This window comes from Streptomyces ardesiacus, assembly GCF_003112575.1.
Lineage (GTDB): Bacteria > Actinomycetota > Actinomycetes > Streptomycetales > Streptomycetaceae > Streptomyces > Streptomyces ardesiacus.
In genome coordinates this window covers 287,258-312,208 of sequence record NZ_BEWC01000006.1, presented here as the reverse complement: position 1 = coordinate 312,208, position 24,951 = coordinate 287,258, and the positions used below count along the sequence as shown (strand labels likewise).

Annotated in this window: 21 protein-coding genes and 1 tRNA gene; 11 read left to right on the top strand and 11 right to left on the bottom strand. The window is 72.3% G+C overall.

What is annotated here, in order from left to right; genetic code table 11:
* Positions 1 to 47 precede the first annotated feature (47 nt).
* Both Sdi02f_RS21510 and Sdi02f_RS21505 read right to left on the bottom strand, forming a co-directional pair.
* The gene (locus tag Sdi02f_RS21510) at positions 48 to 422 is read right to left on the bottom strand and encodes a YchJ family protein (protein WP_030402899.1); all 375 of its coding nucleotides are present in this window, start codon (positions 420 to 422) and stop codon (positions 48 to 50) included.
* A 52-nt stretch (positions 423 to 474) separates the two neighbouring features.
* Positions 475 to 562, bottom strand: a tRNA-Leu gene (locus tag Sdi02f_RS21505).
* 173 nt (positions 563 to 735) lie between these two features.
* Here Sdi02f_RS21505 and Sdi02f_RS21500 point away from each other — a divergent pair.
* From Sdi02f_RS21500 to Sdi02f_RS21490, 3 genes are all read left to right on the top strand, one after another.
* Positions 736 to 2,061, top strand: coding sequence for a M20/M25/M40 family metallo-hydrolase (locus tag Sdi02f_RS21500; protein WP_030402900.1), 1,326 nt, complete (start codon positions 736 to 738; stop codon positions 2,059 to 2,061).
* 131 nt (positions 2,062 to 2,192) lie between these two features.
* Entirely contained in the window at positions 2,193 to 2,426 is a 234-nt protein-coding gene (gene chpH / locus Sdi02f_RS21495; protein WP_019325258.1) for a chaplin ChpH, read from the top strand.
* Positions 2,427 to 2,602: 176 nt separating this feature from the next.
* A complete protein-coding gene (locus Sdi02f_RS21490) occupies positions 2,603 to 3,328 on the top strand; it encodes a chaplin (RefSeq protein WP_055468336.1) in 726 nt (241 codons plus the stop codon).
* Between the two features lie 93 nt (positions 3,329 to 3,421).
* On the opposite strand, the gene Sdi02f_RS21485 is transcribed toward Sdi02f_RS21490, so the two are convergent.
* The gene (locus Sdi02f_RS21485; RefSeq protein WP_003977152.1) at positions 3,422 to 3,610 is read right to left on the bottom strand and encodes a DUF5703 family protein; all 189 of its coding nucleotides are present in this window, start codon (positions 3,608 to 3,610) and stop codon (positions 3,422 to 3,424) included.
* A gap of 47 nt (positions 3,611 to 3,657) precedes the next feature.
* On the opposite strand from Sdi02f_RS21485, the gene Sdi02f_RS21480 reads away from it, so the two are divergent.
* Complete coding sequence (locus Sdi02f_RS21480; protein ID WP_030402902.1) at positions 3,658 to 4,410, top strand: hypothetical protein; 753 nt, start codon at positions 3,658 to 3,660, stop codon at positions 4,408 to 4,410.
* Between the two features lie 123 nt (positions 4,411 to 4,533).
* On the opposite strand, the gene Sdi02f_RS21475 is transcribed toward Sdi02f_RS21480, so the two are convergent.
* Both Sdi02f_RS21475 and Sdi02f_RS21470 read right to left on the bottom strand, forming a co-directional pair.
* Positions 4,534 to 6,825 (bottom strand): helix-hairpin-helix domain-containing protein, encoded by a 2,292-nt coding sequence (locus Sdi02f_RS21475; RefSeq protein ID WP_108933851.1) that lies wholly within the window; start codon positions 6,823 to 6,825, stop codon positions 4,534 to 4,536.
* Positions 6,822 to 7,808 (bottom strand): aldo/keto reductase, encoded by a 987-nt coding sequence (locus Sdi02f_RS21470; RefSeq protein ID WP_053663101.1) that lies wholly within the window; start codon positions 7,806 to 7,808, stop codon positions 6,822 to 6,824. The genes Sdi02f_RS21475 and Sdi02f_RS21470 overlap by 4 nt, the downstream gene beginning before the upstream one ends.
* A gap of 113 nt (positions 7,809 to 7,921) precedes the next feature.
* Between Sdi02f_RS21470 and Sdi02f_RS21465 the strand changes: the two genes are divergently transcribed.
* A complete protein-coding gene (locus Sdi02f_RS21465) occupies positions 7,922 to 8,977 on the top strand; it encodes an LLM class F420-dependent oxidoreductase (protein ID WP_030402905.1) in 1,056 nt (351 codons plus the stop codon).
* 236 nt (positions 8,978 to 9,213) lie between these two features.
* A complete protein-coding gene (locus Sdi02f_RS21460; RefSeq protein ID WP_108933850.1) occupies positions 9,214 to 10,002 on the top strand; it encodes a hypothetical protein in 789 nt (262 codons plus the stop codon).
* A 16-nt stretch (positions 10,003 to 10,018) separates the two neighbouring features.
* Here the strand turns inward: Sdi02f_RS21460 and Sdi02f_RS21455 are convergent, their stop codons facing one another.
* The gene (locus tag Sdi02f_RS21455) at positions 10,019 to 11,014 is read right to left on the bottom strand and encodes a magnesium and cobalt transport protein CorA (RefSeq protein WP_031185053.1); all 996 of its coding nucleotides are present in this window, start codon (positions 11,012 to 11,014) and stop codon (positions 10,019 to 10,021) included.
* A 60-nt stretch (positions 11,015 to 11,074) separates the two neighbouring features.
* Here Sdi02f_RS21455 and Sdi02f_RS21450 point away from each other — a divergent pair, with 60 nt between their 5' ends.
* The 4 genes from Sdi02f_RS21450 to mshC all read left to right on the top strand — a co-directional run bounded on the left by Sdi02f_RS21450 (position 11,075) and on the right by mshC (position 14,562).
* Positions 11,075 to 11,761, top strand: a complete 687-nt coding sequence (locus Sdi02f_RS21450) for a histidine phosphatase family protein (protein ID WP_030402908.1) — start codon at positions 11,075 to 11,077, stop codon at positions 11,759 to 11,761.
* Positions 11,762 to 11,846: 85 nt separating this feature from the next.
* Entirely contained in the window at positions 11,847 to 12,437 is a 591-nt protein-coding gene (locus tag Sdi02f_RS21445) for a DUF3090 domain-containing protein (RefSeq protein ID WP_030187752.1), read from the top strand.
* Positions 12,401 to 13,231 (top strand): SCO1664 family protein, encoded by an 831-nt coding sequence (locus Sdi02f_RS21440; protein WP_051783534.1) that lies wholly within the window; start codon positions 12,401 to 12,403, stop codon positions 13,229 to 13,231. The genes Sdi02f_RS21445 and Sdi02f_RS21440 overlap by 37 nt, the downstream gene beginning before the upstream one ends.
* A gap of 101 nt (positions 13,232 to 13,332) precedes the next feature.
* Entirely contained in the window at positions 13,333 to 14,562 is a 1,230-nt protein-coding gene (mshC, locus tag Sdi02f_RS21435) for a cysteine--1-D-myo-inosityl 2-amino-2-deoxy-alpha-D-glucopyranoside ligase (RefSeq protein ID WP_030402910.1), read from the top strand.
* A gap of 93 nt (positions 14,563 to 14,655) precedes the next feature.
* Here the strand turns inward: mshC and parJ are convergent, their stop codons facing one another.
* The 5 genes from parJ to Sdi02f_RS21410 all read right to left on the bottom strand — a co-directional run bounded on the left by parJ (position 14,656) and on the right by Sdi02f_RS21410 (position 21,001).
* A complete protein-coding gene (gene parJ / locus Sdi02f_RS21430; RefSeq protein ID WP_030402911.1) occupies positions 14,656 to 15,666 on the bottom strand; it encodes a filament polymerization regulator ParJ in 1,011 nt (336 codons plus the stop codon).
* A 147-nt stretch (positions 15,667 to 15,813) separates the two neighbouring features.
* Complete coding sequence (locus Sdi02f_RS21425; RefSeq protein WP_108933849.1) at positions 15,814 to 17,430, bottom strand: glycerol-3-phosphate dehydrogenase/oxidase; 1,617 nt, start codon at positions 17,428 to 17,430, stop codon at positions 15,814 to 15,816.
* Between the two features lie 8 nt (positions 17,431 to 17,438).
* Positions 17,439 to 18,977 (bottom strand): glycerol kinase GlpK, encoded by a 1,539-nt coding sequence (glpK, locus tag Sdi02f_RS21420; RefSeq protein ID WP_030402913.1) that lies wholly within the window; start codon positions 18,975 to 18,977, stop codon positions 17,439 to 17,441.
* 84 nt (positions 18,978 to 19,061) lie between these two features.
* Positions 19,062 to 19,853, bottom strand: coding sequence for an MIP/aquaporin family protein (locus Sdi02f_RS21415; RefSeq protein WP_030402914.1), 792 nt, complete (start codon positions 19,851 to 19,853; stop codon positions 19,062 to 19,064).
* A gap of 383 nt (positions 19,854 to 20,236) precedes the next feature.
* Entirely contained in the window at positions 20,237 to 21,001 is a 765-nt protein-coding gene (locus Sdi02f_RS21410; RefSeq protein WP_030402915.1) for an IclR family transcriptional regulator, read from the bottom strand.
* Positions 21,002 to 21,389: 388 nt separating this feature from the next.
* Here Sdi02f_RS21410 and metH point away from each other — a divergent pair, with 388 nt between their 5' ends.
* Entirely contained in the window at positions 21,390 to 24,902 is a 3,513-nt protein-coding gene (gene metH / locus Sdi02f_RS21405) for a methionine synthase (RefSeq protein ID WP_031084532.1), read from the top strand.
* The last annotated feature ends 49 nt before the right edge of the window (positions 24,903 to 24,951 follow it).

Sequence of the window (24,951 nt, the reverse complement as noted above, 5' to 3'; positions counted from 1 at the left end):
GACCGGCCGGGTGCCCTGCACGAGGACCCCCGGACCGGCCGGGTGCCCTACGCGAGGAACTCGCCGTCCACGTACACCCACGCCCCGTCCACGCGTTCGAACCGGCTCCGCTCGTGCAGCGAGCCACCGCGGTAGGACGCCCGGAACGTCACGGTCCCGGTGGTGTGGAAGGCGGAACCGTCGGCCGTCCCCAGGATCTCCAGGCCGGTCCACCGCATGCCCGGATCGAGGTCGAGCCGGGCCGGCCGCGTGCGCGGGTGCCAGGTGCGCAGCAGGTAACCGGCGTCGCCCTTCACGAAGGCGCTGTAGCGCGAGCGCATCAGGGCCTCGGCGCTGGGCGCGGCGGCGGCCCCGGCGTGGAAGCGGCCGCAGCAGCTCTCGTACGGCTCGGACCGCCCGCAGGGGCAGGAGGGGGAGGTCATGGCGACCACTGTAGAGGAAAGCAGAAAACCCCTGCTCAGCAGGGGTCTCAGCTGGTGTCCGAGGGGGGACTTGAACCCCCACGCCCGATAAAGGGCACTAGCACCTCAAGCTAGCGCGTCTGCCATTCCGCCACCCGGACAAGGTGTCTGTCGCGTGGGGTGCTCCCCTTGGCGACGACGTAAACATTACCAGGCTTTCCGGGGTGGCCGATCACCCCCTCCTTGGGCCCGGACGGCCGCAGGGGGAGGATGAGGGGGACCGACCAGCAGTGACATCAGCAGTGACATCAGCAGTGACAGCGGGAGGAACCACGTGAGCGACTCGGGCACGGCCAGGAGCGTCACCGGCGAGGACGAGGTCGTCGACCTCTGCCGCGAGCTGATCCGGATCGACACCAGCAACTACGGCGACCACTCGGGACCCGGCGAGCGCAAGGCCGCCGAGTACGTCGCCGAGAAGCTCGCCGAGGTGGGACTCGAACCCAAGATCTTCGAGTCCCACCCCGGACGCGCCTCCACGGTGGCCCGGATCGAGGGCGAGGACCCGTCCAGGCCCGCGCTGCTCATCCACGGCCACACCGACGTCGTCCCGGCCAACGCGGACGACTGGACCCACCACCCCTTCTCCGGCGAGGTCGCCGACGGCTGCGTGTGGGGGCGCGGCGCCGTCGACATGAAGGACATGGACGCGATGACCCTCGCGGTCGTCCGCGACCGGCTGCGCAGCGGGCGCAAGCCGCCGCGGGACATCGTGCTGGCGTTCCTCGCCGACGAGGAGGCCGGCGGCACGTACGGCGCCCGTCACCTCGTCGACCACCACCCCGACCTCTTCGAGGGCGTCACCGAGGCGATCAGCGAGGTGGGCGGCTTCTCCTTCACCGTGAACGAGCAGCGCCGCCTGTACCTGATCCAGACGGCCGAGAAGGGCATCCACTGGATGAAGCTGACGGTGGCCGGCACCGCGGGGCACGGGTCGATGATCCACCGCGACAACGCCATCACCGAGCTGTCCGAGGCCGTCGCGCGGCTGGGCCGGCACACGTTCCCCGTCCGCGTCACCAAGACCACCCGGGCCTTCCTCGACGAACTCGGCGACGCCCTCGGCACCGAGCTGGACCCGGAGGACATGGAGGGGACGATCGCCAGGCTCGGCGGCATCGCCAAGCTCATCGGCGCGACCCTGAGCAACACCGCCAACCCGACCCAGCTGGGCGCGGGTTACAAGGTCAACGTCATCCCCGGCGAGGCCACCGCGCACATCGACGGGCGCTACCTGCCCGGGTACGAGGAGGAGTTCCTCGCCGACCTCGACCGCATCCTCGGACCGCACGTGCGGCGCGAGGACGTGCACGCCAACAAGGCCGTCGAGACCACCTTCGACGGCGCGCTGGTCGACGCGATGCAGTCCGCGCTGGTGGCCGAGGACCCGGCCGCGAAGGCGATCCCCTACATGCTCTCCGGCGGCACGGACGCCAAGTCCTTCGACGACCTGGGCATCCGGGGCTTCGGCTTCGCGCCGCTCAAGCTGCCGCCCGAGCTGGACTTCGCGGGCATGTTCCACGGCGTCGACGAGCGGGTCCCGGTGGACGGACTCAAGTTCGGTGTGCGGGTGCTCGACCGCTTCATCGACGCCTCCTGAATCGCCCGTGTGTACGGGGGGTGGCCGGGACGAGTGAATGCGCTCATAAGCTCGTAGCCTCATTACTTCCTCCTCGTTACAGGTGATGCGATCGGCAATTTTGGGATCGCGTTTGCCAACTAGGAGGAACAATGCTCAAGAAGGTCGTCGCCGCTGCGGCTGCCACCGGTGGTCTGGTTCTCGCGGGCGCGGGCATGGCCGTCGCCGACTCCGGCGCGCAGGGTGCCGCCGTGCACTCGCCCGGCGTCCTTTCCGGCAACGTCGTTCAGGTTCCCGTGCACGTGCCGGTGAACGTCTGCGGCAACACGATCTCCGTGATCGGCCTGCTGAACCCCGCCTTCGGCAACGTCTGCGTCAACAAGTGACGTTGTGCCTCGCCCCGTGAGGATCTGATTCCGTCGGCCCCGGAGTGCACGCCATGCGCTCCGGGGCCGACGCCTTTTGGGGGAATTCGAGGCGGGGGGAGGACGGAAGCGCCGGAATTCCGGCACTCTCGGCATTCTCGGTACCACGGGACCAGACAAGGCAGGGGAAACAGCAAATGCGACAGGTCACCCGCAAGGGCCTGATGACGATGGCGGCGGCCACGGGTGTGATCGCCGCCGCGGGCGCCAGCGCCCACGCGGACTCGGGTGCGCACGGCTCGAGTTCGGGTTCGCCCGGCGTACTCTCCGGCAACACGGTGCAGGCCCCGGTGCACGTGCCGGTGAACGTCTGCGGCAACACGGTGGACGTGGTGGGCGTCCTCAACCCGGCGATGGGCAACTCCTGCGCCAACAAGGGCGGCGGTGCCTCCGCGGGACACGGCGGCTCGGGGGGCCACGGCGGGTCGCACGGCGGCTCGCAGGCCGGCGGTCACGCCGCGGACTCGCCGGGCGTCGGCTCCGGCAACCACGTCGAGGTGCCGATCGACGTGCCGGTGAACGTGTGCGGCAACAGCATCGACGTGGTCGGCCTCCTCAACCCGACCACCGGCAACGACTGCGACAACGGGGGCGGAGGACGCACGACGCCCCCCGGCGACCACGAGACGCCTCCGGAGAAGCCGGAGAAGCCGGACAACCCCGGCACTCCCGAGACCCCGGACACCCCGCCCGGTCCGCGCGGCGATACGCCGGACGACGACCAGCCGGGCACCCGGCCGCACGGCAACGCGTCGCTCGCCGAGACCGGCAACGGCCTGCCGCTGGGGCTCGCCCTGCCGGTGGGCGCCGGCGCGCTGCTCGCGGGCACGGTGCTCTACCGCAAGGCCCGCCCCTCGGCGTGAGGCGGGCACACCGGCACACGCGGCGGGCTCCGCATCGGCGGGGCCCGCTCCGCGTCCGCCTCCGTCACTCGCGCCCGACCGGGCGGCGGCGGATCACCAGGTGGCGCGCACCTGGCGGATGATCCGCCGCCGCAACCGCACCTTGCGGCTGCCGTCACGCAGCAGGGTCAGGCGGTACAACTCCCAGTGTCCGTACTCGGCATGGTCCGTCAGTTGACGTGCCGCCTCCTTGCGGGTGACCCCGCGCGGCAGGTACACATCGACAAATTCGTATTCCGGCATCGAATCTATTGTGCGGGCTGGGGCCCGGTACGGATAGCGTCTGCACTATGTCTGATGCTGCGCAGCCCACCGCTGCCGAGGTACGCGCCGCCGCCGAGGCGGTCAAGACCGCGCTCGACCGCCACCTGGCCGCGGTCGAACGCCGGTCGGGAGAGGAAGACCCGGCCGTCTACGACGCGTTCAACGAGCTGGCCGCGGCCGCGGAGGCGTACGACGAACTGCTCTACGACCGGTACGACGAGGTCACGCCCTTCGAGATCCCCGGCGAGGACACGCTGCCGCCGTACACGGGCCCCGAGGAACCCAGTGCGCTCAGCGTCCTGATCCGCCGCGACTACGCCGTCGCCGAGCCGCAGCGCCTGATGGCCCAGGCCCGGCGGGTCGAGGCGGCGGACGAGGAGGGGACGGGTGCGGAGACCTCGGACACGGTGCACGGAGCGCTCGGTCTCCTCTTCGGCGAGTTCGAGCCGGACGAGATCGCCTCCCGGCACAAGGAGTTCGGACTGGAGGAGGGCGACTCCACGCTCTGGGTGACGGCCGCGGACGAAAGCGCCGAACCCGGCGAATGGCTGGACGCCCCCTTCGAGCAGGTCGACCCGCAGCGGGTGGTCTGCCGCTTCGACGTCAGCGCGGTCTTCGACGAGGAGTTCGACGACGACGAAGACGACGAAGACGAGGGCGGCGACGGCGGCCTGGCGGAGCTGGAGGAGGACCTCGACGCCGATCTCGACCCGGACCTGGACGAAGACCTGGACGAGGACGGGGCAGCGGCACGGCTGGAGGCGGACCGGGACCGCTGAGCGCCGGGCCACGGCAGGGGCCCGGAGGGTCTCGCTCGGATCCTGCCGGGGTCGGCCACGGGGCACCGTCGCCCGGGGCCGGCCCGATCCGAACGGCACCCCCTGGGCCGGCTCCGTCCGTGGTCAGCCGGTGACCGGCACCTGCGGTGCGAGCAGGACCGGCAGCCGGGTCGTCCGGGGCTTGGCCGGGATCTCCGCCACGGCGCGCGGGAGGGCCTGGTCCACGCCGTGCACCACGGACAGATGCCGGGCGGCCCGGCCGAACGCCGTGTAGATCCAGGGCCGGCTGAGGGCCTGCACGGCGTCACCGGGCAGGACCACGACCACCGCGGGCCACCGTCCACCCAGCGCCTGGTGGGCGGTGAGCGCCCAGCCGTGCCGCACGGACCCGTCCACCCGGTCCCTGGGGACGATCACGGTCCCGCCCGTGCACGACAGGTGCAGTCCCTCGGCGTCGGCCTTCACCACCCGGCCCGGCAGCACCCGCCCCGGCGCCGGGGTGTGGACGACACGGTCGCCGGGATCGAAGCCGCCGAAGCGGCCGGGGCCGGGGTTGAGGCGTTCCTTGAGCGCGGCGTTGAGCGCGCGCGTGCCCGCGGCGCCGCCGTGGCCCGGTGTGATCACCTGGGTCTCCTCGGCCGGGACGCCGATCGCGCGCGGCACCGAGTCCGCCACGAGCTGGACGGTGCGGTGCACGGCCTCCCCCGCGTCCCGCACCGGCACGATCACGATCTCCTTGCCGGGGGCCTCCACCTGGCCCAGCTCACCGATGCCGATGCCCGAGACCAGCTCGCCGAGCGGGCCGGGGTCGGGGCGCCGCGAGGCGATCTGGGGGCAGACCCGGGCCGCCAGCAGGTCCGCGAAGACCCGCCCGGGACCCACGGACCACAGCACCGCCGGGTCACCGGCCAGCACCAGCCGGGCCCCGTCCGGCAGCGACTCCGCGAGCAGGGCCCCCGCCTCGACGTCGAGCTGCGGCGCGTCGACCACGACGAGCAGATCGAGGTCCAGCGCCCCGTCGGCGTCCCGCCCCGGACCCTCGGTGCCGGTCAGGAGCCCGGTCACGGTGACGGCGGCGGAGGCGTCCGGTCCCGAGGCGGCCGGTCCCGAGGCGTCCGGGTCGGACGGCGGGCCGCCCAGCAGGGCGGCGAAGCGGTCGCGGCCGAGCGGGCCGGGTGCGGCGGCCCAGGCCCGCAGGCCCAGGGCGTGCGCCGCGCGCAGCAGGGCGACGGGCTCGGCCAGGGACGCCTCGCCGCCGGTGTGCAGGACCAGCCCGTGGCCCGCGACGGCGCGGATCAGGTCGGCGGCGGAGCCCGGTGCGGAGGCGGCGGCCTGCTCCCAGTCCGCCGCGGAGCCGTCCTGCTTGGGCGCCGAGTTGACCAGCCGGGCCAGCCCGTCGGCGAGGCTCTCCTCGGCGAGCGCGTATCGCTCCAGACCGATCAGCACCCGGACGGGGCGCTCCTCGCCCTCCTCGCCCCCTGCGTCCTCGCCGCCCGTGCCCTCCGGGCCGTCCGCCGGGGCCCCGGGGCGGGCGCCGGGCTCGTCCAGGGCGTCCTGGAAGGCGAGTGCCTCGCCCTCGGCCAGCGTGCTCTGCACGGCCGCGTCGGGGTCCGGGACGCCCCGCTGGGCCAGCGTGGCGGTGAGCCGCGGCAGCTCCAGCGCCGTGTGCCCGGCCAGGGCCGCCTGCTCCAGCAGCCACACGGTGACGGCCCGGCCGCGCCGCTCGTCGTCCGGGCCGCACTCCGCGCCGAGCAGCGCGCGGGCGAACCCGTCCGCCTGCTCCGGCCGCACCGTGGCGACCCGGAGCAGCTGCCAGGGGTCGGCGCGCAGCGCGTCCTCCGCGCCCTCGCCGAGCAGCGCGGCGGTCCGGGACGCCAGCGCTTCGGGGGCGCCGCCCTCGGCCAGCACACGCCGCACGGACTCCACCGTCCGCGGGGCCGGTCCCGCGGGGCCGGCGCCGGCTGCGCCGGTCGGCTCGGCCGCCTCCGGCCGGGGCCGCCGGACCGGCTCCGGGGCGGGGCGGCGCGCGGGCTCGGGGGTGCCGAACACCGCGGCCGCCGGTTTCTCGCCGCTCTCCACGGCGCGTACGGCGGCCAGCAGATCGGCCGCCGTGCCGCTGAGCTTGCCCCCGGCGTCGATCGGCCCCTGCTTCTCCGCCTTCCGCCGCTCGATCCGCTCCCGCTCGACGCGCTGCGCGGCCAGCTCGGCCTCGCCCTCGGAGACCTGCGCGGCCGTCTCGCCCGCGCCTGCCGAGTCAGGTGCGGCGGTCCCGTCCGCGCTCGCCGAGTCAGGTGCGGCCGTCTCGCCCGCGTCCCCGGCGTCCGGTGCCGGCGCCTGCGCCGTGCCCGGGGTCTCCGGCCCGGGGTCCACGGCGTCCGTGGTGTCCTTCGAGGCGGGCTCGGGCTCCGTACTCACAGCGTGCTCCAGTCGTGATCGGGATAGCGGTGCACGGGCGCCGACACGTCGTCGAGCGCCCGGCAGATCTCGTCAGGAAGACTAAGGGTCTCCACTGACAACGCCGCCGTGAGCTGCTGCGCCGTACGCGGCCCGATGATCGGGGCGACCACGCCGGGCCGGTCGCGGACCCAGGCCAGCGCCACCTGCAGCGGGGTCACCGCGAGCCCGTCCGCCGCCGTCGCCACCGCGTCCACGATGTGCCCGGCCGTGTCGTCGAGGTAGGGCTCGACGAACGGGGCCATGTGGTCCGAGGCACCCCGAGAGTCCGGCGGCGTCGCGTCCTTGCGGTACTTGCCCGTGAGCACGCCCCGGCCCAGCGGGGAGGACGGCAGCAGGCCGATGCCCAGGTCCAGGGCGGCCGGCAGCACCTCCCGCTCGACGCCCCGCTGGAGCAGCGAGTACTCCATCTGGGTGCTCGCCACCCGGTTGCGCACCCCCGGCGCCGCGAGCTGCCAGGTCGCCGCCTTGGCCAGCTGCCAGCCGCAGAAGTTGGAGACCCCCGCGTAGCGCGCCCGGCCGCTGCTCACCGCCACGTCCAGGGCGTGCAGCGTCTCCTCCAGCGGGGTGTGCGGGTCGAAGGCGTGCAGGTGCCACACGTCGACGTGGTCCGTGCCCAGGCGGGCCAGGGAGGAGTCCAGCGCGGAGAGCAGGTGGGCGCGCGAACCGTCGAAACGGCGGTCCGGGTCCGGCACGCTGCCGGCCTTGGTCGAGATCACCAGGTCCCGGCGCGGCACCAGGCCCTCCATCAGGCGCCCGAGGAGGTACTCGGACTCCCCGTCGCCGTACACGTCGGCCGTGTCGACGAGCGTCCCGCCCGCTTCCCAGAAGGTCTTCAAGAGGTCCGCGGCGTCGTGCTCGTCCGTGTCCCGGCCCCAGGTCAGGGTGCCGAGACCGATGCGGGACACACGCAGGCCGGTGCGGCCGAGATGCCTCTGCTCCATGAACGCCGACATTACTGGCCACGGCCGGCACTGTGGGGGCCTGTGGACAACCGATTTCCGCGCGCTAAGGTCGGGGCACCAGCCACGTTACTGATGGGTAAGGGGAATCGGCCATGCAGCTCGGGATCAACCTCGGCTACTGGGGTGCCGGAATGGACGCGGACAACCTGGCCGTCGCCCAGGAGGCCGACCGGCTCGGATACGCCGTGTGCTGGGCCGCCGAGGCCTACGGCTCCGACGCGGCCACCGTACTGACCTGGGTCGCGGCCCAGACCGAGCGCATCGACGTGGGTTCGGCCATCTTCCAGATCCCCGCCCGCCAGCCCGCCATGACCGCGATGACCGCCGCCACCCTGGACTCCCTCTCCAAGGGCCGGTTCCGCCTCGGCCTCGGCGTGTCGGGACCGCAGGTCTCCGAGGGCTGGTACGGCGTCACGTTCGACAAGCCGCTCGCCCGCACCCGCGAGTACGTCGAGATCGTCCGCAAGGCGATGACCCGGGAGCGCCTGTCCTACGAGGGACAGCACTGGACGCTGCCGCTGCCCGGCGGCCCCGGCAAGCCGATCAAGCTGACCGTGCACCCGCAGCGCGAGCACATCCCGCTGTACATCGCGGCCATCGGCCCGAAGAACCTGGAGCAGACCGGCGAGATCGCCGACGGCGCCCTGCTCATCTTCCCCTCCGCCGACCACCTGGAGGAGACCGCCGTCCAGCACCTGCGCGCCGGGCGCGAGAAGGCCGGCAAGACCCTCGACGGCTTCGACATCTGCCCGACCCTGCCGCTCGCCCTCGGCGACGACAAGGACGTCGCGGCCCTCGCCGACACCTTCCGCCCGTACACCGCGCTCTACGTCGGCGGCATGGGCAGCCGCAAGCAGAACTTCTACAACCGGCTCGCCCAGCGCATGGGCTACGAGCGGGAGGCCGCCGAGATCCAGGACAAGTACCTCTCCGGCGACAAGCAGGGCGCCGGGGAGGCCGTGCCGCACGAGCTGATCGACCAGACGACCCTGCTCGGCTCGGTCGACCGCATCGCGGACCGGATGAAGGCCTACGCCGCGGCCGGCGTCACCACCCTGACCCTCGCCCCCGCGGGCTTCACCCTGGACGAGCGGCTCGCCGCCCTGCGCGCCGGCACCGAGGCCCTGGAGCGCGCCGGACTGGCCTGACACCGGCGGAAAGTTTCTGCGGCCGTGGTGGGGGCTCGGGGGTCTTCCCCGCCACGGCCGTCACGAGGAACAACGCGCCCACGCGCGCGGGGTTACGCCCCCTCGTGTGCCCGGTGTCCTTCGTTCGGCGGAGTCGCCCGCCGCACCTGTTGCCGCGCTCCTCTTCCCGCACTTGACTCGTGCATCGCGGAGTGTGCGGATCCTGCGGACCACGCAGCGGCAGAGAGGTGCCACCGATGCTTTCGGCCAAGAGCCTGTTCCAGGAGATCCTGGACAACGACGAATCGTTCCGTCTCTTCTGCTCCATCGCGGCCAGCGGCGAGTCCCAGGGCGGCTGGGAGAACGCGCGCATCGCGGCGCTGGTGCCGGAGAGCGAACGCGTCCTCGCCCCCAAGATCACCCGGCACGGCGCCGACGAGGACAAGCACGGCCGGATCTTCAACGCCCTGCTGAAGAAGCGCGGCCTCGAACCGGTCGACGTGCCTCCCGAGACCGACTACACGATGCTCCTGGAGCGGCACGGCATCGGCCTCGCCCACGAGAAGCTCAAGGCCGACCAGCCGCTGACCGTGCGGGACGTCATCACCTACCTCGCCCACAGCAGGGTCACCGAGCAGCGCGCCGCCGAACAGATGGCGATGCTCCTCAAACACTTCGCCCACCACCCCGACCTGGGCCGGGCGGTCCGGATGATCTCCGCGGACGAGGACAACCACCTCGCCTACTCCCACGAGGAACTGCTGCGCTACGCCGCCGCCGGGCACAGCCCGTACATCCGGCGCACCCTGCGCGCGTGCGCGCGCGCCGAGATCCGCGTCCACCGTGACGTCAGCCTCGCCGTCATGGCCCGCATGGGGCGCATCCTCGGCTGGTCGCGCGCCAGGTCGGCGCTGCTCGCGGCGGGCATCCACGCGGTGTACGCCGCCGAGCGGGCGGCCGGCTGGCGGCGCATGGTGACGCTGCGGGCACCCGAACGGCGCGACGCGCTCGGCGGCCCCGCCGCCCCGGCCCCCGAGGTCGCCTGACCGGCCCGGGCGGCCCCTACAGCCAGCCGCGTCGCTTGAACTGCCGGTACAGCAGCACTTCCAGGGCGGCCATCAGCGCGATGACCGCCGGGTAGCTCCCCACCCAGTGCAGTTCCGGCATGTGGTCGAAGTTCATGCCGTAGATCCCCGCGAGCATCGTGGGGACCGCCGCCATCGCCGCCCACGCGGAGATCTTCCGCATGTCGTCGTTCTGCCGCACGCTCGTCTGCGCCAGGTGCGCCGACAGGATGTCCGACACCAGCCGGTCCAGGCTCTCCACCGACTCGTTCACGCGCGTGAGGTGGTCGCTCACGTCCCGGAAGAACGGCCGCGCCTTGTCGTTCACGAACGGCACCGTGCCCCCGTACACGCCCGTACCGGCCAGCCGCGCCAGCGGGGGCGCCAGCGGACCGGTCGCCCGGCGGAACTCCAGCACCTGCCGCTTGAAGGTGTAGATCCGCGACGCAGTGTGCCGCGAGCCGCCGCCCTCCGGCGAGAAGACCTCCGCCTCCAGCTCCTCCAGGTCCGTCTGGAGCTCGACCGCCACGTCCAGGTAGTGGTCGACGGTGGCGTCCGCTATCGCGTACAGCACCGCGGTGGGGCCCTTGCCGAGCAGCTCCGGCTCGTGCTCCAGCCGCTGCCGCACGGCCTTCAGCGGAGAGCCCCCGCCGTGCCGGACCACCACCGCGAACGCGTCACCCAGGAAGATCATCAGCTCACCGGTGGAGACCGCGTCGCTGTCCGGCTCGTACACCACCGGCTTCAGGACGGCGAAGACCGAGTCGTCGTACACCTCGAGCTTGGGCCGCTGATGCGCCTTGAGCGCGTCCTCCACCGCCAGCGGATGCAGCCCGAACTCCTGGCTGACCAGGGCGAACTCCTCCTTCGTCGGCTCGTGCAGACCGATCCACACGAAGCCGCCCGCCCCCCGCGCGGCGCCGAGGGCGTCGGAGAGGTCCTCGGGCCCGTCCGCGCGGTGCCCGTCCCGGTAGATGGCACAGTCGACGATCACCGAACCCATTCTCCCCTCGCCCCGGCGCCGCCGCGCCCGCCGTACGCCTACCCTGGCCGCATGCCCACGCTGATCCTGGTTAGGCACGGACGCTCCACCGCCAACACCGAGGGGCTCCTCGCCGGCTGGACGCCCGGCGTCGCCCTCGACGAACGCGGCGCCGCGCAGGCCGCCGCGCTCCCCGGTCGGCTCGCCGGTCTGCCGCTCTCCGAAATCGTCACCAGCCCCCTGCAGCGCTGCCAGGAGACCGTCCGGCCGCTGCTCGACGCCCGCCCCGCACTACGGCCCCACACCGACGAACGGATCGGGGAGTGCCACTACGGCGACTGGTCCGGCCGCAAACTCGCCGAACTCAAGGACGAGCCCCTGATGGAGGTCGTGCAGGCCCACCCCTCCGCCGCGGCCTTCCCCGGCGGCGAGTCGATGCGCGCCATGCAGACCCGCGCCGCCGAGGCCGTGCGCGAGTGGAACGCGCGCGTGGAGCGTGACCACGGCGCCGACGCCGTCTACCTCATGTGCTCCCACGGCGACATCATCAAGTCCCTCGTCGCCGAGGCACTCGGTCTCCACCTCGACCTCTTCCAGCGGATCTCCGTCGAACCCTGCTCCGTCACCGCGATCCGCTACACCCGGCTGCGTCCGTTCCTCGTCCGCCTCGGCGACACCGGGGACTTCGCCTCCCTCGCGCCGCGCGAGGAGCCGTCCGGTGACGAAGCCCCGGTCGGGGGTGGTGCGGGCGCACCGTGATCGTCCGCCGCAGTAGGGTGAACCGGTCGCGGCAGTGTCCCCGATCCCGATCTTCCGCTTTCCCCGACTCCCATGGAGACAGGACGTGTCCCGTCAGGTGTTCCTCTACGACCAACCGGAACGTTTCGTGGCCGGTACGGTCGGACTGCCCGGGCGCCGTACGTTCTTCCTCCAGGCCTCCGCCGGCTCCCGGGTGACCAGCGTGGCCCTGGAGAAGACCCAGGTCGCCGCCCTCGCCGAGCGCATGGACGAGCTTCTGGACGAAGTCGTGCGGCGCAGCGGCGGCAGCACCGCCGTCCCCGCCACCGCACCCACCGGACCCGCCGACACGGCGCCCCTCGACACCCCCGTCGAGGAGGAGTTCCGCGTCGGCACCATGGCACTGGCCTGGGACGGCGAGGACCAGCGCATGATCGTCGAGGCGCAGGCCCTCGTGGAGCTGGACGCCGAGTCCGAGGAGGACCTGGCGGAGGCCGAGGAACGGCTCCTCCAGGACGAGGAGAACGGCCCGCCCATGCTCCGGGTCCGTCTCACCGGCGCGCAGGCCAGGGCCTTCGCCAAGCGCGCCCTCGACGTCGTCAACGCCGGGCGGCCGCCGTGCCCGCTGTGCAGCCTCCCGCTCGACCCGGAAGGACACGTATGTCCGCGCCAGAACGGATACCGCCGCGGAGCGTGACCACCGACGCGGCGGCCGCCGAGCTGCTCGCCCTGGGCGAACTGACCGTACGCGGACGCATCCGTGACGCGTCCAACGCGGCGCTGTACTGCACGGTGACGCACGAGGGACGCGAGGCGGCCTGCGTCTACAAGCCGGTCGCCGGGGAGCGCCCGCTGTGGGACTTCCCCGACGGGACCCTCGCCCAGCGCGAGGTCGCCGCCTACGAGGTCTCCGAGGCCACCGGCTGGGGCCTCGTCCCGCCCACCGTGCTGCGCGACGGCCCGTACGGCGAGGGCATGGTCCAGCTGTGGATCGAGACCGTGCCCGACACGGAACTGCTCGCCCTGGTCGACGAGGAGGAGCCCGGCCCCGGCTGGAAGGGGATCGCCCTGGCCGAGGTCGGCGAGGGCCGCACCGCCCTGCTCGTCCACGCCGACGACGCACGGCTGCGCCGGCTCGCCGTGCTCGACGCCGTCGTCAACAATGCCGACCGCAAGGGCGGCCACCTGCTGCCGGCGGCGGGGGAGCGGCTGTACGGCATCGACCACGGCGTCACCTTCCACGCCGAGAACAAGCTCCGCACCCTCCTGTGGGGCTGGGCGGGCGATCCGCTCACCGCGGAGGCCCTGACGGTCCTGGACGGCCTCAGGGAGGCACTGAAGGACGGCGGCGCCCTCGCCACCCGGCTCACCGCGCTCATCACCCCCGCCGAACTCGACGCCACGCGCGCGCGGGTCGACGCCCTCCTCGCCTCCGGCAGGCACCCCGAACCCGGCGGCGAGTGGCCGGCCATTCCCTGGCCGCCCGTGTAGGCGCCCCCGGCACATCGGCCGGTTGCGCGCAAGAGCGCCTTACCGGTCATCCGGCCCGGTCCGGTTCGTGTACGGAACATCCGTCCGGTTAGGCTCATGACATGCATGCCTGGCCCGCTTCCGAGGTCCCCGCCCTGCCTGGTCAGGGCCGCGACCTGAGGATCCACGACACCGCGACCGGCGGCCTGGTCACCCTCGCCCCCGGTCCCGTCGCCCGCCTCTACGTCTGCGGCATCACGCCGTACGACGCCACCCACATGGGGCACGCGGCGACCTACAACGCGTTCGACCTCGTGCAGCGCGTGTGGCTCGACACCAAGCGGCAGGTCCACTATGTCCAGAACGTCACCGACGTGGACGACCCGCTCCTCGAGCGGGCCGTGCGCGACGGGGTCGACTGGACCGCCCTCGCCGAGCAGGAGACCGCCCTCTTCCGCGAGGACATGACGGCGCTGCGGATGCTGCCGCCGCGGCACTACATAGGGGCCGTCGAGGCCATACCCGGCATCGTCCCGCTCGTCGAGCGGCTGCGCGACGCGGGCGCGGCCTACGAACTCGAGGGCGACGTCTACTTCTCCGTCGAGGCGGACCCGCACTTCGGCGGCGTCTCCCGCCTCGACGCGTCCGCGATGCGGCTGCTCTCCGCCGAGCGCGGCGGCGACCCCGACCGGCCCGGCAAGAAGAACCCGCTCGACCCGATGCTGTGGATGGCCGCCCGCGAGGGCGAGCCGAGCTGGGACGGCGGCTCCCTCGGCCGCGGACGCCCCGGCTGGCACATCGAGTGCGTGGCCATCGCCCTCGACCACCTCGGCATGGGCTTCGACGTCCAGGGCGGGGGCTCCGACCTCGCCTTCCCGCACCACGAGATGGGCGCCTCGCACGCCCAGGTGCTCACCGGCGAGTTCCCGATGGCCAAGGCCTACGTGCACGCCGGCATGGTCGGTCTCGACGGCGAGAAGATGTCCAAGTCCAAGGGCAACCTGGTCTTCGTGTCGCGGCTGCGCCGCGAGGGCGTGGACCCGGCCGCCATCCGGCTCACCCTGCTGGCCCACCACTACCGCTCCGACTGGGAGTGGACCGACCAGGTGCTGGAAGACGCCGTCGCCCGCCTCGACCGCTGGCGTGCCGCCGTCTCCCGCCCCGACGGCCCGCCCGCCGAGGCCCTCGTCGAGGAGATCCGCGCGGCCCTGTCCCACGACCTGGACTCCCCGGCCGCCCTGGCCGCGGTCGACCGCTGGGCCGCCCTCCAGCAGGAGTCCGGCGGCACGGACACCGGCGCGCCGGGCGTCGTCTCCCGCGCGGTGGACGCCCTCCTGGGAGTGGCGCTGTAGAAGCTCCCCCGGCCGCGGGCGCTCGCCGTAGCCCGCTCCGAAACGACTGAGGGGCGCTCCCACCAGGGAAGCGCCCCTCACAGTCGGCAAGCCTCAGTCCTCGGAGGACTCTTCGTCCTCCCCGCCCGCCTTCGGCGGCTTCGGGGGCCGGGTCCGCCCACTCGGGTTCTCCCGCAGGAACGGCGTGCCGGCCGGTCCGTCACCGCCGTCCGCCGTGGCATGTCCGCCCGGAGCGCCAGGGGCCGCCGGCCCGCCGGGCCCGCCCCCGTCCCGCCGCCGCAGGTACCGCTCGAACTCCCGCGCGATCGCCTCGCCCGACGCCTCCGGCAGCTCCGCCGTGTCCCGGGCCTCCTCCAGCGACTGCACGTACTCCGCGACCTCGGTGTCCTCCGCGGCCAACTGGTCGACCCCGACCTGCCAGGCACGCGCGTCCTCGGGCAGCTCGCCCAGCGGGACCCGCACGCCGATCAGGTCCTCCAGCCGGTTCAGCAGGGCCAGCGTGGCCTTCGGGTTCGGCGGCTGCGAGACGTAGTGCGGCACCGCGGCCCACAGCGACACGGCCGGAACCCCCGCGTGCGTGCACGCCTCCTGGAGGATGCCGACGATGCCCGTGGGCCCCTCGTACTTGGTCTCCTCCAGGTCCATGCGCCGGGCCAGGTCCGCGTCCGACGTCGTCCCGCTGATCGGAACCGGCCGGGTGTGCGGCGTGTCGCCCAGCAGGGCGCCCAGGACCACCACCAGCTCGACGCCCAGCTCATGGGCGAAGCCGAGCAGCTCGTTGCAGAACGAGCGCCAGCGCATCGACGGTTCGATGCCCCGCACGAGCACCAGGTCGCGCGGTTTCTCACCGCCCACCCGGACCACCGAGAGCCGCGTCGTCGGCCAGGTGACCTTGCGGACGCCGTCCTCGATGAAGACCGTGGGACGGTTGACCTGGAAGTCGTAGTAGTCCTCGGCGTCCAGTGCCGCGAACACCTCGCCCTTCCACTCCCGGTCGAGATGCGCGACCGCGGTGGAGGCGGCGTCACCGGCATCGTTCCAGCCCTCGAACGCGGCCACCATGACCGGGTCGACCAGCTCGGGAACCCCCTCGAGCTCGATCACCCAGCGCCTCCTTCCGACGTGCCCTCGCGTACCCCCCAACCTTACGGCGTGCCGAGGGGCCGCCCGCAGCCCCTTTGCACGGGGCAGTGAACGGATCACTGCCCCGTGCCCGGCGTCCGGACACCCGCCGCCGACGGAACGCGGGGTCTACTTCCCGTCGAGCACGTCCTGCACCCGCGCGCGGACGTCGTCCGTGGCCAGGCCGCGGATCGTCAGCGTCGTACGGCGGCGCAGCACGTCGTCCGCCGTCTCGGCCCACTCGTTGTCCCGGGCCCACACGACCTGCGCCCAGATCTCCGGGGCGTCCGGGTGGACCCGCTGCGCCAGTTCCGGGCTCTCGTTGGCGAGCCGGGCGATGTCGAAGGCGAGCGAACCGTAGTGCGTGGCCAGGTGCCTGGCGGTGTCGGCCGCCATGCGGGGACCGGGGGCCGAACCGTCGACCAGCAGCCGGTGGGCCACCGCGCGCGGGTTGGCGACGCCGGGCAGCGGCAGCTTCTTCGGCAGCGACGCGATCGGCTCGAAGTCGTCGCCCAGCGGGTGGCCCGGCAGCGACTCCAGCTTCTTCATCACCGTACGGCCGATGTGGCGGAAGGTGGTCCACTTGCCGCCCGCGACGGACAGCATCCCGCCCCGGCCCTCGGTGACGACCGTCTCGCGCTTGGCCTTCGCCGTGTCACCGGGACCGCCCGGCAGCACCCGCAGGCCCGCGAAGGAGTACGTGATGAGGTCCCGGTCGAGCTGCTGGTCGCGGATGGAGAACGCGGCCTCGTCGAGTATCTGGGCCACGTCCTTGTCGTTGACCGCGACGTCCGCCGGGTCGCCCTCGAACTCCTCGTCGGTCGTGCCGAGCAGCAGCATGTCCTCCCAGGGGAGGGCGAAGGTGATCCGGTACTTGTCGATCGGGGTGGCCAGCGCCGCCTTCCAGGGCGCCGTGCGCTTGAGCACCAGGTGCGCGCCCTTGGACAGGCGGATGGACGGCGCCGCGGCCGGGTCCTCCATGCGGCGCAGGTGGTCGACCCACGGGCCGGTGGCGTTGAGCACCAGACGGGCGTTCACCCCGAACTCGTCGCCGGACAGCCGGTCCTTCAGCTCGGCGCCGGTCACCCGGCCGTTGGTGAAGCGCAGCCCCGTGACCTCGGCGTGGTTGAGGACGACCGCGCCGGACTCGACCGCCGCGCGGACGGTCATCAGCGCCATGCGGGCGTCGTTCATCTGGTCGTCGCCGTACACGGCCACGGCCTTGAGGTTGTCGGTGCGCAGCTCCGGCACGTCCTGCGCGGCCTTGGCGGGGGAGAGCAGGTGGCCGACGCCGTCGCCGAACGCGGACAGCGCCGAGTACGCGAAGACACCCGCCCCGAGCTTCGCCGCGCCGTGCGGCCCTCCCTTGTACACGGGGAGGTAGAAGGTGAGCGGGTTCGCCAGGTGGGGGGCCACCTGCCGGGAGACCGCACGGCGTTCGAAGTGGTTCTCCGCCACCAGCTTCACCGCGCCGGTCTGCAGGTAGCGCAGTCCGCCGTGGAGCAGCTTGGAGGAGGCGGAGGAGGTGGCGCCGGCGAAGTCGCTGGCGTCGACCACGGCCACCCTGAGGCCGGACTGCGCGGCGTGCCAGGCGGTGGAGATGCCCAGGATGCCGCCGCCGATCACGAGAAGGTCGTACGACGCCTTGGAAAGCTGCTCCCGGGTCTCGGCCCGGCTCGGGTTCGAGCCGGAGGCCGGGTGCGTACCCAGGGCAGGCACGGACTGCAGGGTGGACTGAGTGGTCATTGCGGTTCTTACTCCTCGTCCTCGAGCCAGCCCATGGTCCGCTCCACGGCCTTGAGCCAGCTCTTGTACTCACGGTCGCGGATGTCCGCGTCCATGCGGGGGGTCCACTCGGCGGCCCGCCGCCAGTTGGCGCGCAGGTCGTCGGTGCTGTTCCAGAAGCCGACGGCCAGGCCGGCGGCGTAGGCGGCGCCGAGGCAGGTGGTCTCGGCGACCATCGGGCGCACCACGGGGGCGTCCACGAAGTCGGCGAGGGTCTGCATCAGCAGGTTGTTGGAGGTCATGCCGCCGTCGACCTTGAGGGCGGTCAGCTCCACCCCGGAGTCCTTCGTCATGGCGTCCGCGATCTCACGGGTCTGCCAGGCGGTGGCCTCCAGGACGGCGCGCGCGAGGTGCGCCTTGGTGACGTACCGGGTGAGGCCGGCGATCACACCGCGGGCGTCGGAGCGCCAGTACGGGGCGAACAGGCCGGAGAAGGCCGGCACGAAGTAGGCGCCGCCGTTGTCCTCGACCGTCAGGGCGAGGGTCTCGATCTCGGCGGCGGTGGAGATCAGGCCCATCTGGTCGCGCATCCACTGCACCAGCGAACCGGTGACGGCGATCGAGCCCTCCAGGGCGTAGACCGTGTCCTGGTCGCCGATCTTGTAGCCGACGGTGGTGAGCAGGCCCGAGTAGGAGTTGATCAGCTTGTCACCGGTGTTCATCACCATGAAGGTGCCGGTGCCGTACGTCGACTTGGTCTCGCCCTCGGAGAAGCAGGTCTGGCCGAACAGGGCCGCCTGCTGGTCGCCGAGCGCCGAGGCGACCGGGATGCCGCCGAGCAGGTCGCCCAGGCGGCCGCCCTTGATCTCGCCGTACACCTCGGCGGAGGAGCGGATCTCCGGGAGCATCTGCATCGGCACGCCGATCGACTCGGCGATCCGCTCGTCCCACGCCATGGTGTGCAGGTTCATCAGCAGGGTGCGCGAGGCGTTGGTGACGTCGGTGACGTGCTTGCCGCCGTTCACCCCGCCGGTCAGGTTCCAGATGACCCAGGTGTCCATCGTGCCGAAGAGCAGGTCGCCCGCCTCGGCGCGCTCGCGCAGACCGTCGACGTTGTCGAGCAGCCAGCGGGCCTTGGGACCGGCGAAGTAGGAGGCGAGGGGAAGGCCGGTCTCGCGGCGGAAGCGGTCCTGGCCGACGTTGCGGCCGAGCTCCTTGCACAGGGCGTCGGTGCGGGTGTCCTGCCAGACGATGGCGTTGTGGACCGGCTCACCGGTGTTCTTGTCCCAGACGAGCGTGGTCTCGCGCTGGTTGGTGATGCCGATGGCCTTGATGTCGTCGCGGGTGATGCCGGCCTTCTCGACGGCCCCGGCGACGACCTCCTGGACGTTGGTCCAGATCTCGGCGGCGTCGTGCTCGACCCAGCCGGGCTTGGGGAAGATCTGCTCGTGCTCCTTCTGGTCGACGGCGACGATGCGGCCGTCGCGGTCGAAGACGATGCAGCGCGAGGAGGTGGTGCCCTGGTCGATCGCGGCGATGAAGGGGCCTGCGGTGTGGGCGTCGGTCACTGTGTGCTCCTGGAGTTCCGTGGTGGGTTGCCGGTGCGTACGGCGCGTGGTCTGCGGCTCGATGATCGCCGAGCGGGGGCCCGCTCAGGCGAACGCGACGTTGTAGACACCTCCGGCGATCGCACCGCCGATCAGCGGACCGACGACCGGGATCCAGGCGTAGGACCAGTCGGAGCCGCCCTTGTTGGGCAGGGGCAGCAGGGCGTGCACGATGCGCGGGCCGAGGTCGCGGACCGGGTTGATCGCATATCCCGTCGGGCCGCCGAGCGACAGGCCGATCGAGACGACCACGAACCCGGTGATCAGCGCGCCCAGAATCCCGAGACCGTTGCCCTCGTCGTTGAGGCCCTGGGTGAGGATGGCGAGCAGCAGCACGAAGGTGCCGATGATCTCGGTGGCGAGGTTCTGGACCGTGTGCCGGATCTCGGGGCCCGTGGAGAAGACGCCCAGGACGGGGCCGGCGCCCTTCTCCTGCGCCTCGACGGACTTGGCCGTGTCCTGCGCACCGGGACCGCCGACGATCTCCCGGTCGGTGAGGTGGGCCTGGAACTGGCCGTAGTAGGCGATCCAGACCAGGACCGCGCCGATCATGGCGCCCAGGAGCTGACCCGCGAAGTAGGTCGGGGTGTTGCTCCAGTCACCGTCCTTGATCGCGATGCCGACCGTCACGGCCGGGTTGAGGTGCGCGCCGGAGAGCGGACCCGATATGTACGCCGCCGTCATGACCGCGAAGCCCCACCCGAAGGCGATGGCGACCCAGCCGGCGTTGCGCGCCTTGGAGGCCTTGAGCGTCACGGCGGCACACACGCCGCCGCCGAGCAGGATGAGCAGGGCGGTACCGATGGTCTCGCCGATGAAGATGTCGGAGCTGGACACCCGCGACTCCTTTGTCCTTCGTCCAGGGGAAGCCGAACCCCCGGGTCCCTCCGGGTGTTCCGGCGCCCTCGGTGTGAGAGCGATGGCGGCCCTTGGCACTGCGGACACTCTAACGCGTATTGCCGGTAGGTGTTCGACAATGCCGACCGATGGACGCGAGTCTCGTTCGACGTCACGCGCGCGTCAAGGGCTCTGTTATCGAAAGCACGATCGTTATTGATCGTCAGGGGTTATCGATGCGCGTCGCCGGTCGCCGGTGGCCGATTGCCGGTCGCCCGGTCCGTTCCCGGGGGACGGCGCCCGCGGGAACGCCGAAGGCCGGAACACCCTCGGTGTCCCGGCCCGTGTCAGTGGTGCGCCCCGCCCCTGAAGGCGTCCCGCGCCTAGAACCGCCCCGCGCCCAGGTCCCGCGACACCGCGCGGGCGCAGTCCCGTACCGCCGCGACCAGCTCGGGCCGCAGCTCGCCCTCCCGGCGCAGCCGCTCCACGGCCCCCGTGATGCCGACCGCGCCCACCGGCATCCGCCTGCGGTCGTGGATGGGGGCGGCGATGGAGGCGATGCCCTCCCAGGTCTCCTCGACGTCGGCCGCGTACCCGCGCGCGCGGGTGAGGTCCAGGACGTGCTCGAAGTCGTCCGGCTCGCAGACGGTGCGGTCCGTGAACGCCTTGCGGTCCGCCTCCAGCGCCTCGCTGTGCGCCACCGGGTCGTACGCCGACAGCACCTTGCCCAGCGCCGTCGAGTGCAGCGGCTGCATGGCCCCGATCTCCAGGACCTGCCGGCTGTCGTCGGGCCGGAAGACGTGGTGCACGATCAGCACGCCCTGCTGGTGCAGGACGCCGAGGTGGACGCTCTCGCCGCTGGAGCGGGCCAGGTCGTCCGTCCACACCAGGGCGCGGGCCCGCAGCTCGTGCACGTCCAGGTAGGTCGTGCCCAGGCGCAGCAGCTCGGCGCCCAGCTGGTAGCGCCCCGAGGCGTCGTCCTGCTCGACGAAGCCCTCCTGCTGGAGGGTGCGCAGGATGCCGTGCGCGGTGCCTTTGGCCAGACCCAGCGACGAGGCGATGTCCGACAGGCCGAGCCGCCGCTCGCCGCCCGCGAGCAGGCGCAGCATCGCGGCCGCCCGCTCGAGCGACTGGATGTTCCGTGCCATCGACGTACTGCCTCCGTCCCCTTCGAGTGCCGACCCCGGCGTCGCAGACGCTGTTCGGCAATGCCGAACACTACCGGTCCATGCCGACCTCCCGCTAATGGTCGGCGGGCAACTGTTGCACTTCGGCCACCTCCGAGTGACCGCGGCCGCCCTCCGGGAAGCACGGGCACCGGGCCCGCGCCCCCGCCGCCGGGGGCCGTTCGGGGAGGCGGCACTCGTCCGTTCGGCCGGTATTCACCCCGCCGGCCTCGTCCGTCTCGTGGACGCCCTGACCATCGGCGCCCGGACCCGGCTACCCTGGCGGCGTGCGTTCTCCCCGGGACGTCCACGACGGACGGCACCGGGCAGAGGCAAAGCCGACAGCCGTCGCATCCTAGGGAGCCCATTCATGGCCTCGTCGCCATCCACCCCGCCCGCCGACACCCGTACCCGCGTGTCCGCCCTCCGAGAGGCCCTCGCCACCCGCGTGGTGGTCGCCGACGGCGCGATGGGCACCATGCTCCAGGCGCAGAACCCCACGCTCGACGACTTCCAGCAGCTCGAAGGGTGCAACGAGGTCCTCAACGTCACCCGCCCGGACATCGTCCGCTCGGTGCACGAGGAGTACTTCGCCGCGGGAGTCGACTGCGTCGGCACCAACACCTTCGGCGCCAACCACTCCGCCCTCGGCGAGTACGACATCGCCGAGCGCGTCCACGAACTGTCCGAGGCCGGCGCCCGCGTCGCCCGCGAGACCGCCGACGCGTTCACCGCCGAGGACGGGCGGCAGCGCTGGGTCCTCGGCTCCATCGGCCCCGGCACCAAGCTCCCCACCCTCGGCCACGCCCCGTACACCGTCCTGCGCGACGCCTACCAGCGCAACGCCGAGGGCCTGGTCGCCGGCGGCGCCGACGCGCTGCTCGTCGAGACCACGCAGGACCTGCTGCAGACCAAGGCCTCCGTGCTCGGGGCCCGGCGCGCCCTGGACGCCCTCGGCCTGGACCTGCCCGTCATCGTCTCCGTCACCGTCGAGACGACCGGCACCATGCTGCTCGGCTCGGAGATCGGCGCCGCGCTGACCGCGCTGGAGCCGCTCGGCATCGACATGATCGGCATGAACTGCGCCACCGGCCCCGCCGAGATGAGCGAGCACCTGCGCTACCTCGCCCGCCACGCCCGCATCCCGCTGACCTGCATGCCCAACGCCGGCCTGCCCGTCCTCGGCAAGGACGGCGCCCACTACCCGCTGACCGCGCCCGAGCTCGCCGACGCGCACGAGACGTTCGTACGGGAGTACGGCCTGTCGCTGGTCGGCGGCTGCTGCGGCACGACCCCCGAGCACCTGCGCCAGGTGGTCGAGCGGGTACGGGGCGCCGAGCCCACGCCACGTGATCCGCGTCCGGAGCCGGGCGCCGCCTCGCTCTACCAGAGCGTGCCGTTCCGGCAGGACACCTCCTACCTGGCCATCGGCGAGCGCACCAACGCCAACGGTTCGAAGAAGTTCCGCGAGGCGATGCTGGACGGCCGCTGGGACGACTGCGTGGAGATGGCGCGGGACCAGATCCGTGAGGGCGCGCACATGCTCGACCTGTGCGTGGACTACGTGGGCCGCGACGGCGTGGCCGACATGGAGGAGCTGGCCGGCCGGTTCGCGACGGCCTCGACGCTGCCGATCGTGCTGGACTCCACCGAGGTGGAGGTCATCCGGGCGGGCCTCGAGAAGCTCGGCGGGCGCGCGGTGATCAACTCGGTGAACTACGAGGACGGCGCGGGCCCCGAGTCCCGCTTCGCCCGCGTCACCACGCTCGCCCGGGAGCACGGTGCCGCGCTGATCGCCCTGACGATCGACGAGGAGGGGCAGGCCCGGACGGCCGAGAAGAAGGTCGAGATCGCCGAACGGCTCATCGACGACCTGACCGGGAACTGGGGCATCCACGAGTCGGACATCCTCGTGGACTGCCTGACGTTCACGATCTGCACCGGGCAGGAGGAGTCCCGCAAGGACGGTCTGGCGACCATCGAGGGAATCCGGGAGCTGAAGAAGCGCCACCCGCAGGTGCAGACCACGCTGGGTCTGTCGAACATCTCCTTCGGCCTCAACCCGGCCGCCCGGATCCTGCTGAACTCGGTCTTCCTGGACGAGTGCGTCAAGGCGGGCCTGGACTCGGCGATCGTCCACGCGTCGAAGATCCTGCCGATCGCCCGGTTCGACGAGGAACAGGTCACCACGGCCCTGGACCTGATCTACGACCGCCGCCGCGAGGGCTACGACCCGCTGCAGAAGCTGATGCAGTTGTTCGAGGGCGCGACCGCGAAGTCGCTGAAGGCGTCCAAGGCCGAGGAACTGGCCGCCCTCCCGCTGGAGGAGCGCCTCAAGCGCCGCATCATCGACGGCGAGAAGAACGGCCTGGAACAGGACCTCGACGACGCCCTGACCGAGCGTCCCGCGCTCGACATCGTCAACGACACCCTGCTCGACGGCATGAAGGTCGTCGGTGAACTCTTCGGTTCCGGACAGATGCAGCTGCCGTTCGTGCTGCAGTCCGCCGAGGTCATGAAGAGCGCGGTGGCTCACCTGGAGCCGCACATGGAGAAGACCGACGACGCGGGCAAGGGCACGATCGTGCTGGCCACCGTCCGCGGCGACGTCCACGACATCGGCAAGAACCTCGTCGACATCATCCTGTCCAACAACGGCTACACCGTCGTCAATCTCGGCATCAAGCAGCCCGTCTCGGCCATCCTGGAAGCCGCCGACGAGCACAAGGCCGACGTGATCGGCATGTCCGGCCTCCTGGTCAAGTCCACCGTGATCATGAAGGAGAACCTGGAGGAGCTCAACCAGCGCAAGCTGGCCGCTGACTACCCCGTCATCCTCGGCGGCGCCGCCCTCACCCGCGCCTACGTCGAACAGGACCTCCACGAGATCTACGACGGCGAAGTCCGCTACGCCCGCGACGCCTTCGAGGGACTGCGTCTGATGGACGCGCTCATCGGCATCAAGCGGGGCGTGCCCGGCGCCAAGCTGCCCGAACTGAAGCAGCGCCGGGTGCGGGCGGCCACCGTCGAGATCGAGGACCGGCCCGAGGAGGGCAGCGTCCGCTCCGACGTGGCCACCGACAACCCCGTCCCCGAGCCGCCGTTCCGCGGCACCCGCGTCGTCAAGGGCATCCAGCTCAAGGAGTACGCCTCCTGGCTCGACGAGGGCGCCCTCTTCAAGGGCCAGTGGGGCCTCAAGCAGGCCCGCACCGGCGAGGGACCGTCGTACGAGGAGCTGGTGGAGTCCGAGGGCCGGCCCAGGCTGCGCGGGCTGCTCGACCGGCTCCAGACGGAGAACCTGCTGGAGGCGGCCGTGGTGTACGGCTACTTCCCCTGTGTCTCCAAGGACGACGACCTGATCGTCCTCGACGACGACGGCAACGAGCGCACCCGGTTCACCTTCCCGCGCCAGCGCCGTGGCCGGCGGCTGTGCCTGGCGGACTTCTTCCGCCCGGAGGAGTCCGGCGAGATCGACGTGGTCGGCTTCCAGGTCGTCACCGTCGGCTCCCGCATCGGCGAGGAGACGGCCCGCATGTTCGAGGCCAACGCCTACCGCGACTACCTCGAACTGCACGGCCTGTCCGTCCAGCTCGCCGAGGCCCTCGCCGAGTACTGGCACGCACGCGTGCGCTCCGAACTCGGCTTCGCCGGGGAGGACCCGGCCGACATGGAGGACATGTTCGCCCTGAAGTACCGCGGCGCCCGCTTCTCCCTCGGCTACGGCGCCTGCCCCGACCTGGAGGACCGCGCCAAGATCGCCGCCCTGCTGGAGCCGGAGCGCATCGGCGTCCACCTCTCGGAGGAGTTCCAGCTCCACCCCGAGCAGTCCACCGACGCCATCGTCATCCACCACCCGGAGGCGAAGTACTTCAACGCCCGCTAGGCGCGCCGCCACCGCTCCACCGGTCACACCAGGCATTCGCGTCCCGCAC

Coding starts and splice junctions, on each gene's coding strand:
- Sdi02f_RS21510 (WP_030402899.1), bottom strand. CDS start 422: ATGACCTCCCCCTCCTGCCCCTGCGGGCGGTCCGAGCCGTACGAGAGC.
- chpH (WP_019325258.1), top strand. CDS start 2,193: ATGCTCAAGAAGGTCGTCGCCGCTGCGGCTGCCACCGGTGGTCTGGTT.
- Sdi02f_RS21490 (WP_055468336.1), top strand. CDS start 2,603: ATGCGACAGGTCACCCGCAAGGGCCTGATGACGATGGCGGCGGCCACG.
- Sdi02f_RS21485 (WP_003977152.1), bottom strand. CDS start 3,610: ATGCCGGAATACGAATTTGTCGATGTGTACCTGCCGCGCGGGGTCACC.
- Sdi02f_RS21480 (WP_030402902.1), top strand. CDS start 3,658: ATGTCTGATGCTGCGCAGCCCACCGCTGCCGAGGTACGCGCCGCCGCC.
- Sdi02f_RS21470 (WP_053663101.1), bottom strand. CDS start 7,808: ATGGAGCAGAGGCATCTCGGCCGCACCGGCCTGCGTGTGTCCCGCATC.
- Sdi02f_RS21465 (WP_030402905.1), top strand. CDS start 7,922: ATGCAGCTCGGGATCAACCTCGGCTACTGGGGTGCCGGAATGGACGCG.
- Sdi02f_RS21460 (WP_108933850.1), top strand. CDS start 9,214: ATGCTTTCGGCCAAGAGCCTGTTCCAGGAGATCCTGGACAACGACGAA.
- Sdi02f_RS21450 (WP_030402908.1), top strand. CDS start 11,075: ATGCCCACGCTGATCCTGGTTAGGCACGGACGCTCCACCGCCAACACC.
- Sdi02f_RS21440 (WP_051783534.1), top strand. CDS start 12,401: ATGTCCGCGCCAGAACGGATACCGCCGCGGAGCGTGACCACCGACGCG.
- mshC (WP_030402910.1), top strand. CDS start 13,333: ATGCATGCCTGGCCCGCTTCCGAGGTCCCCGCCCTGCCTGGTCAGGGC.
- Sdi02f_RS21425 (WP_108933849.1), bottom strand. CDS start 17,430: ATGACCACTCAGTCCACCCTGCAGTCCGTGCCTGCCCTGGGTACGCAC.
- Sdi02f_RS21410 (WP_030402915.1), bottom strand. CDS start 21,001: ATGGCACGGAACATCCAGTCGCTCGAGCGGGCGGCCGCGATGCTGCGC.
- metH (WP_031084532.1), top strand. CDS start 21,390: ATGGCCTCGTCGCCATCCACCCCGCCCGCCGACACCCGTACCCGCGTG.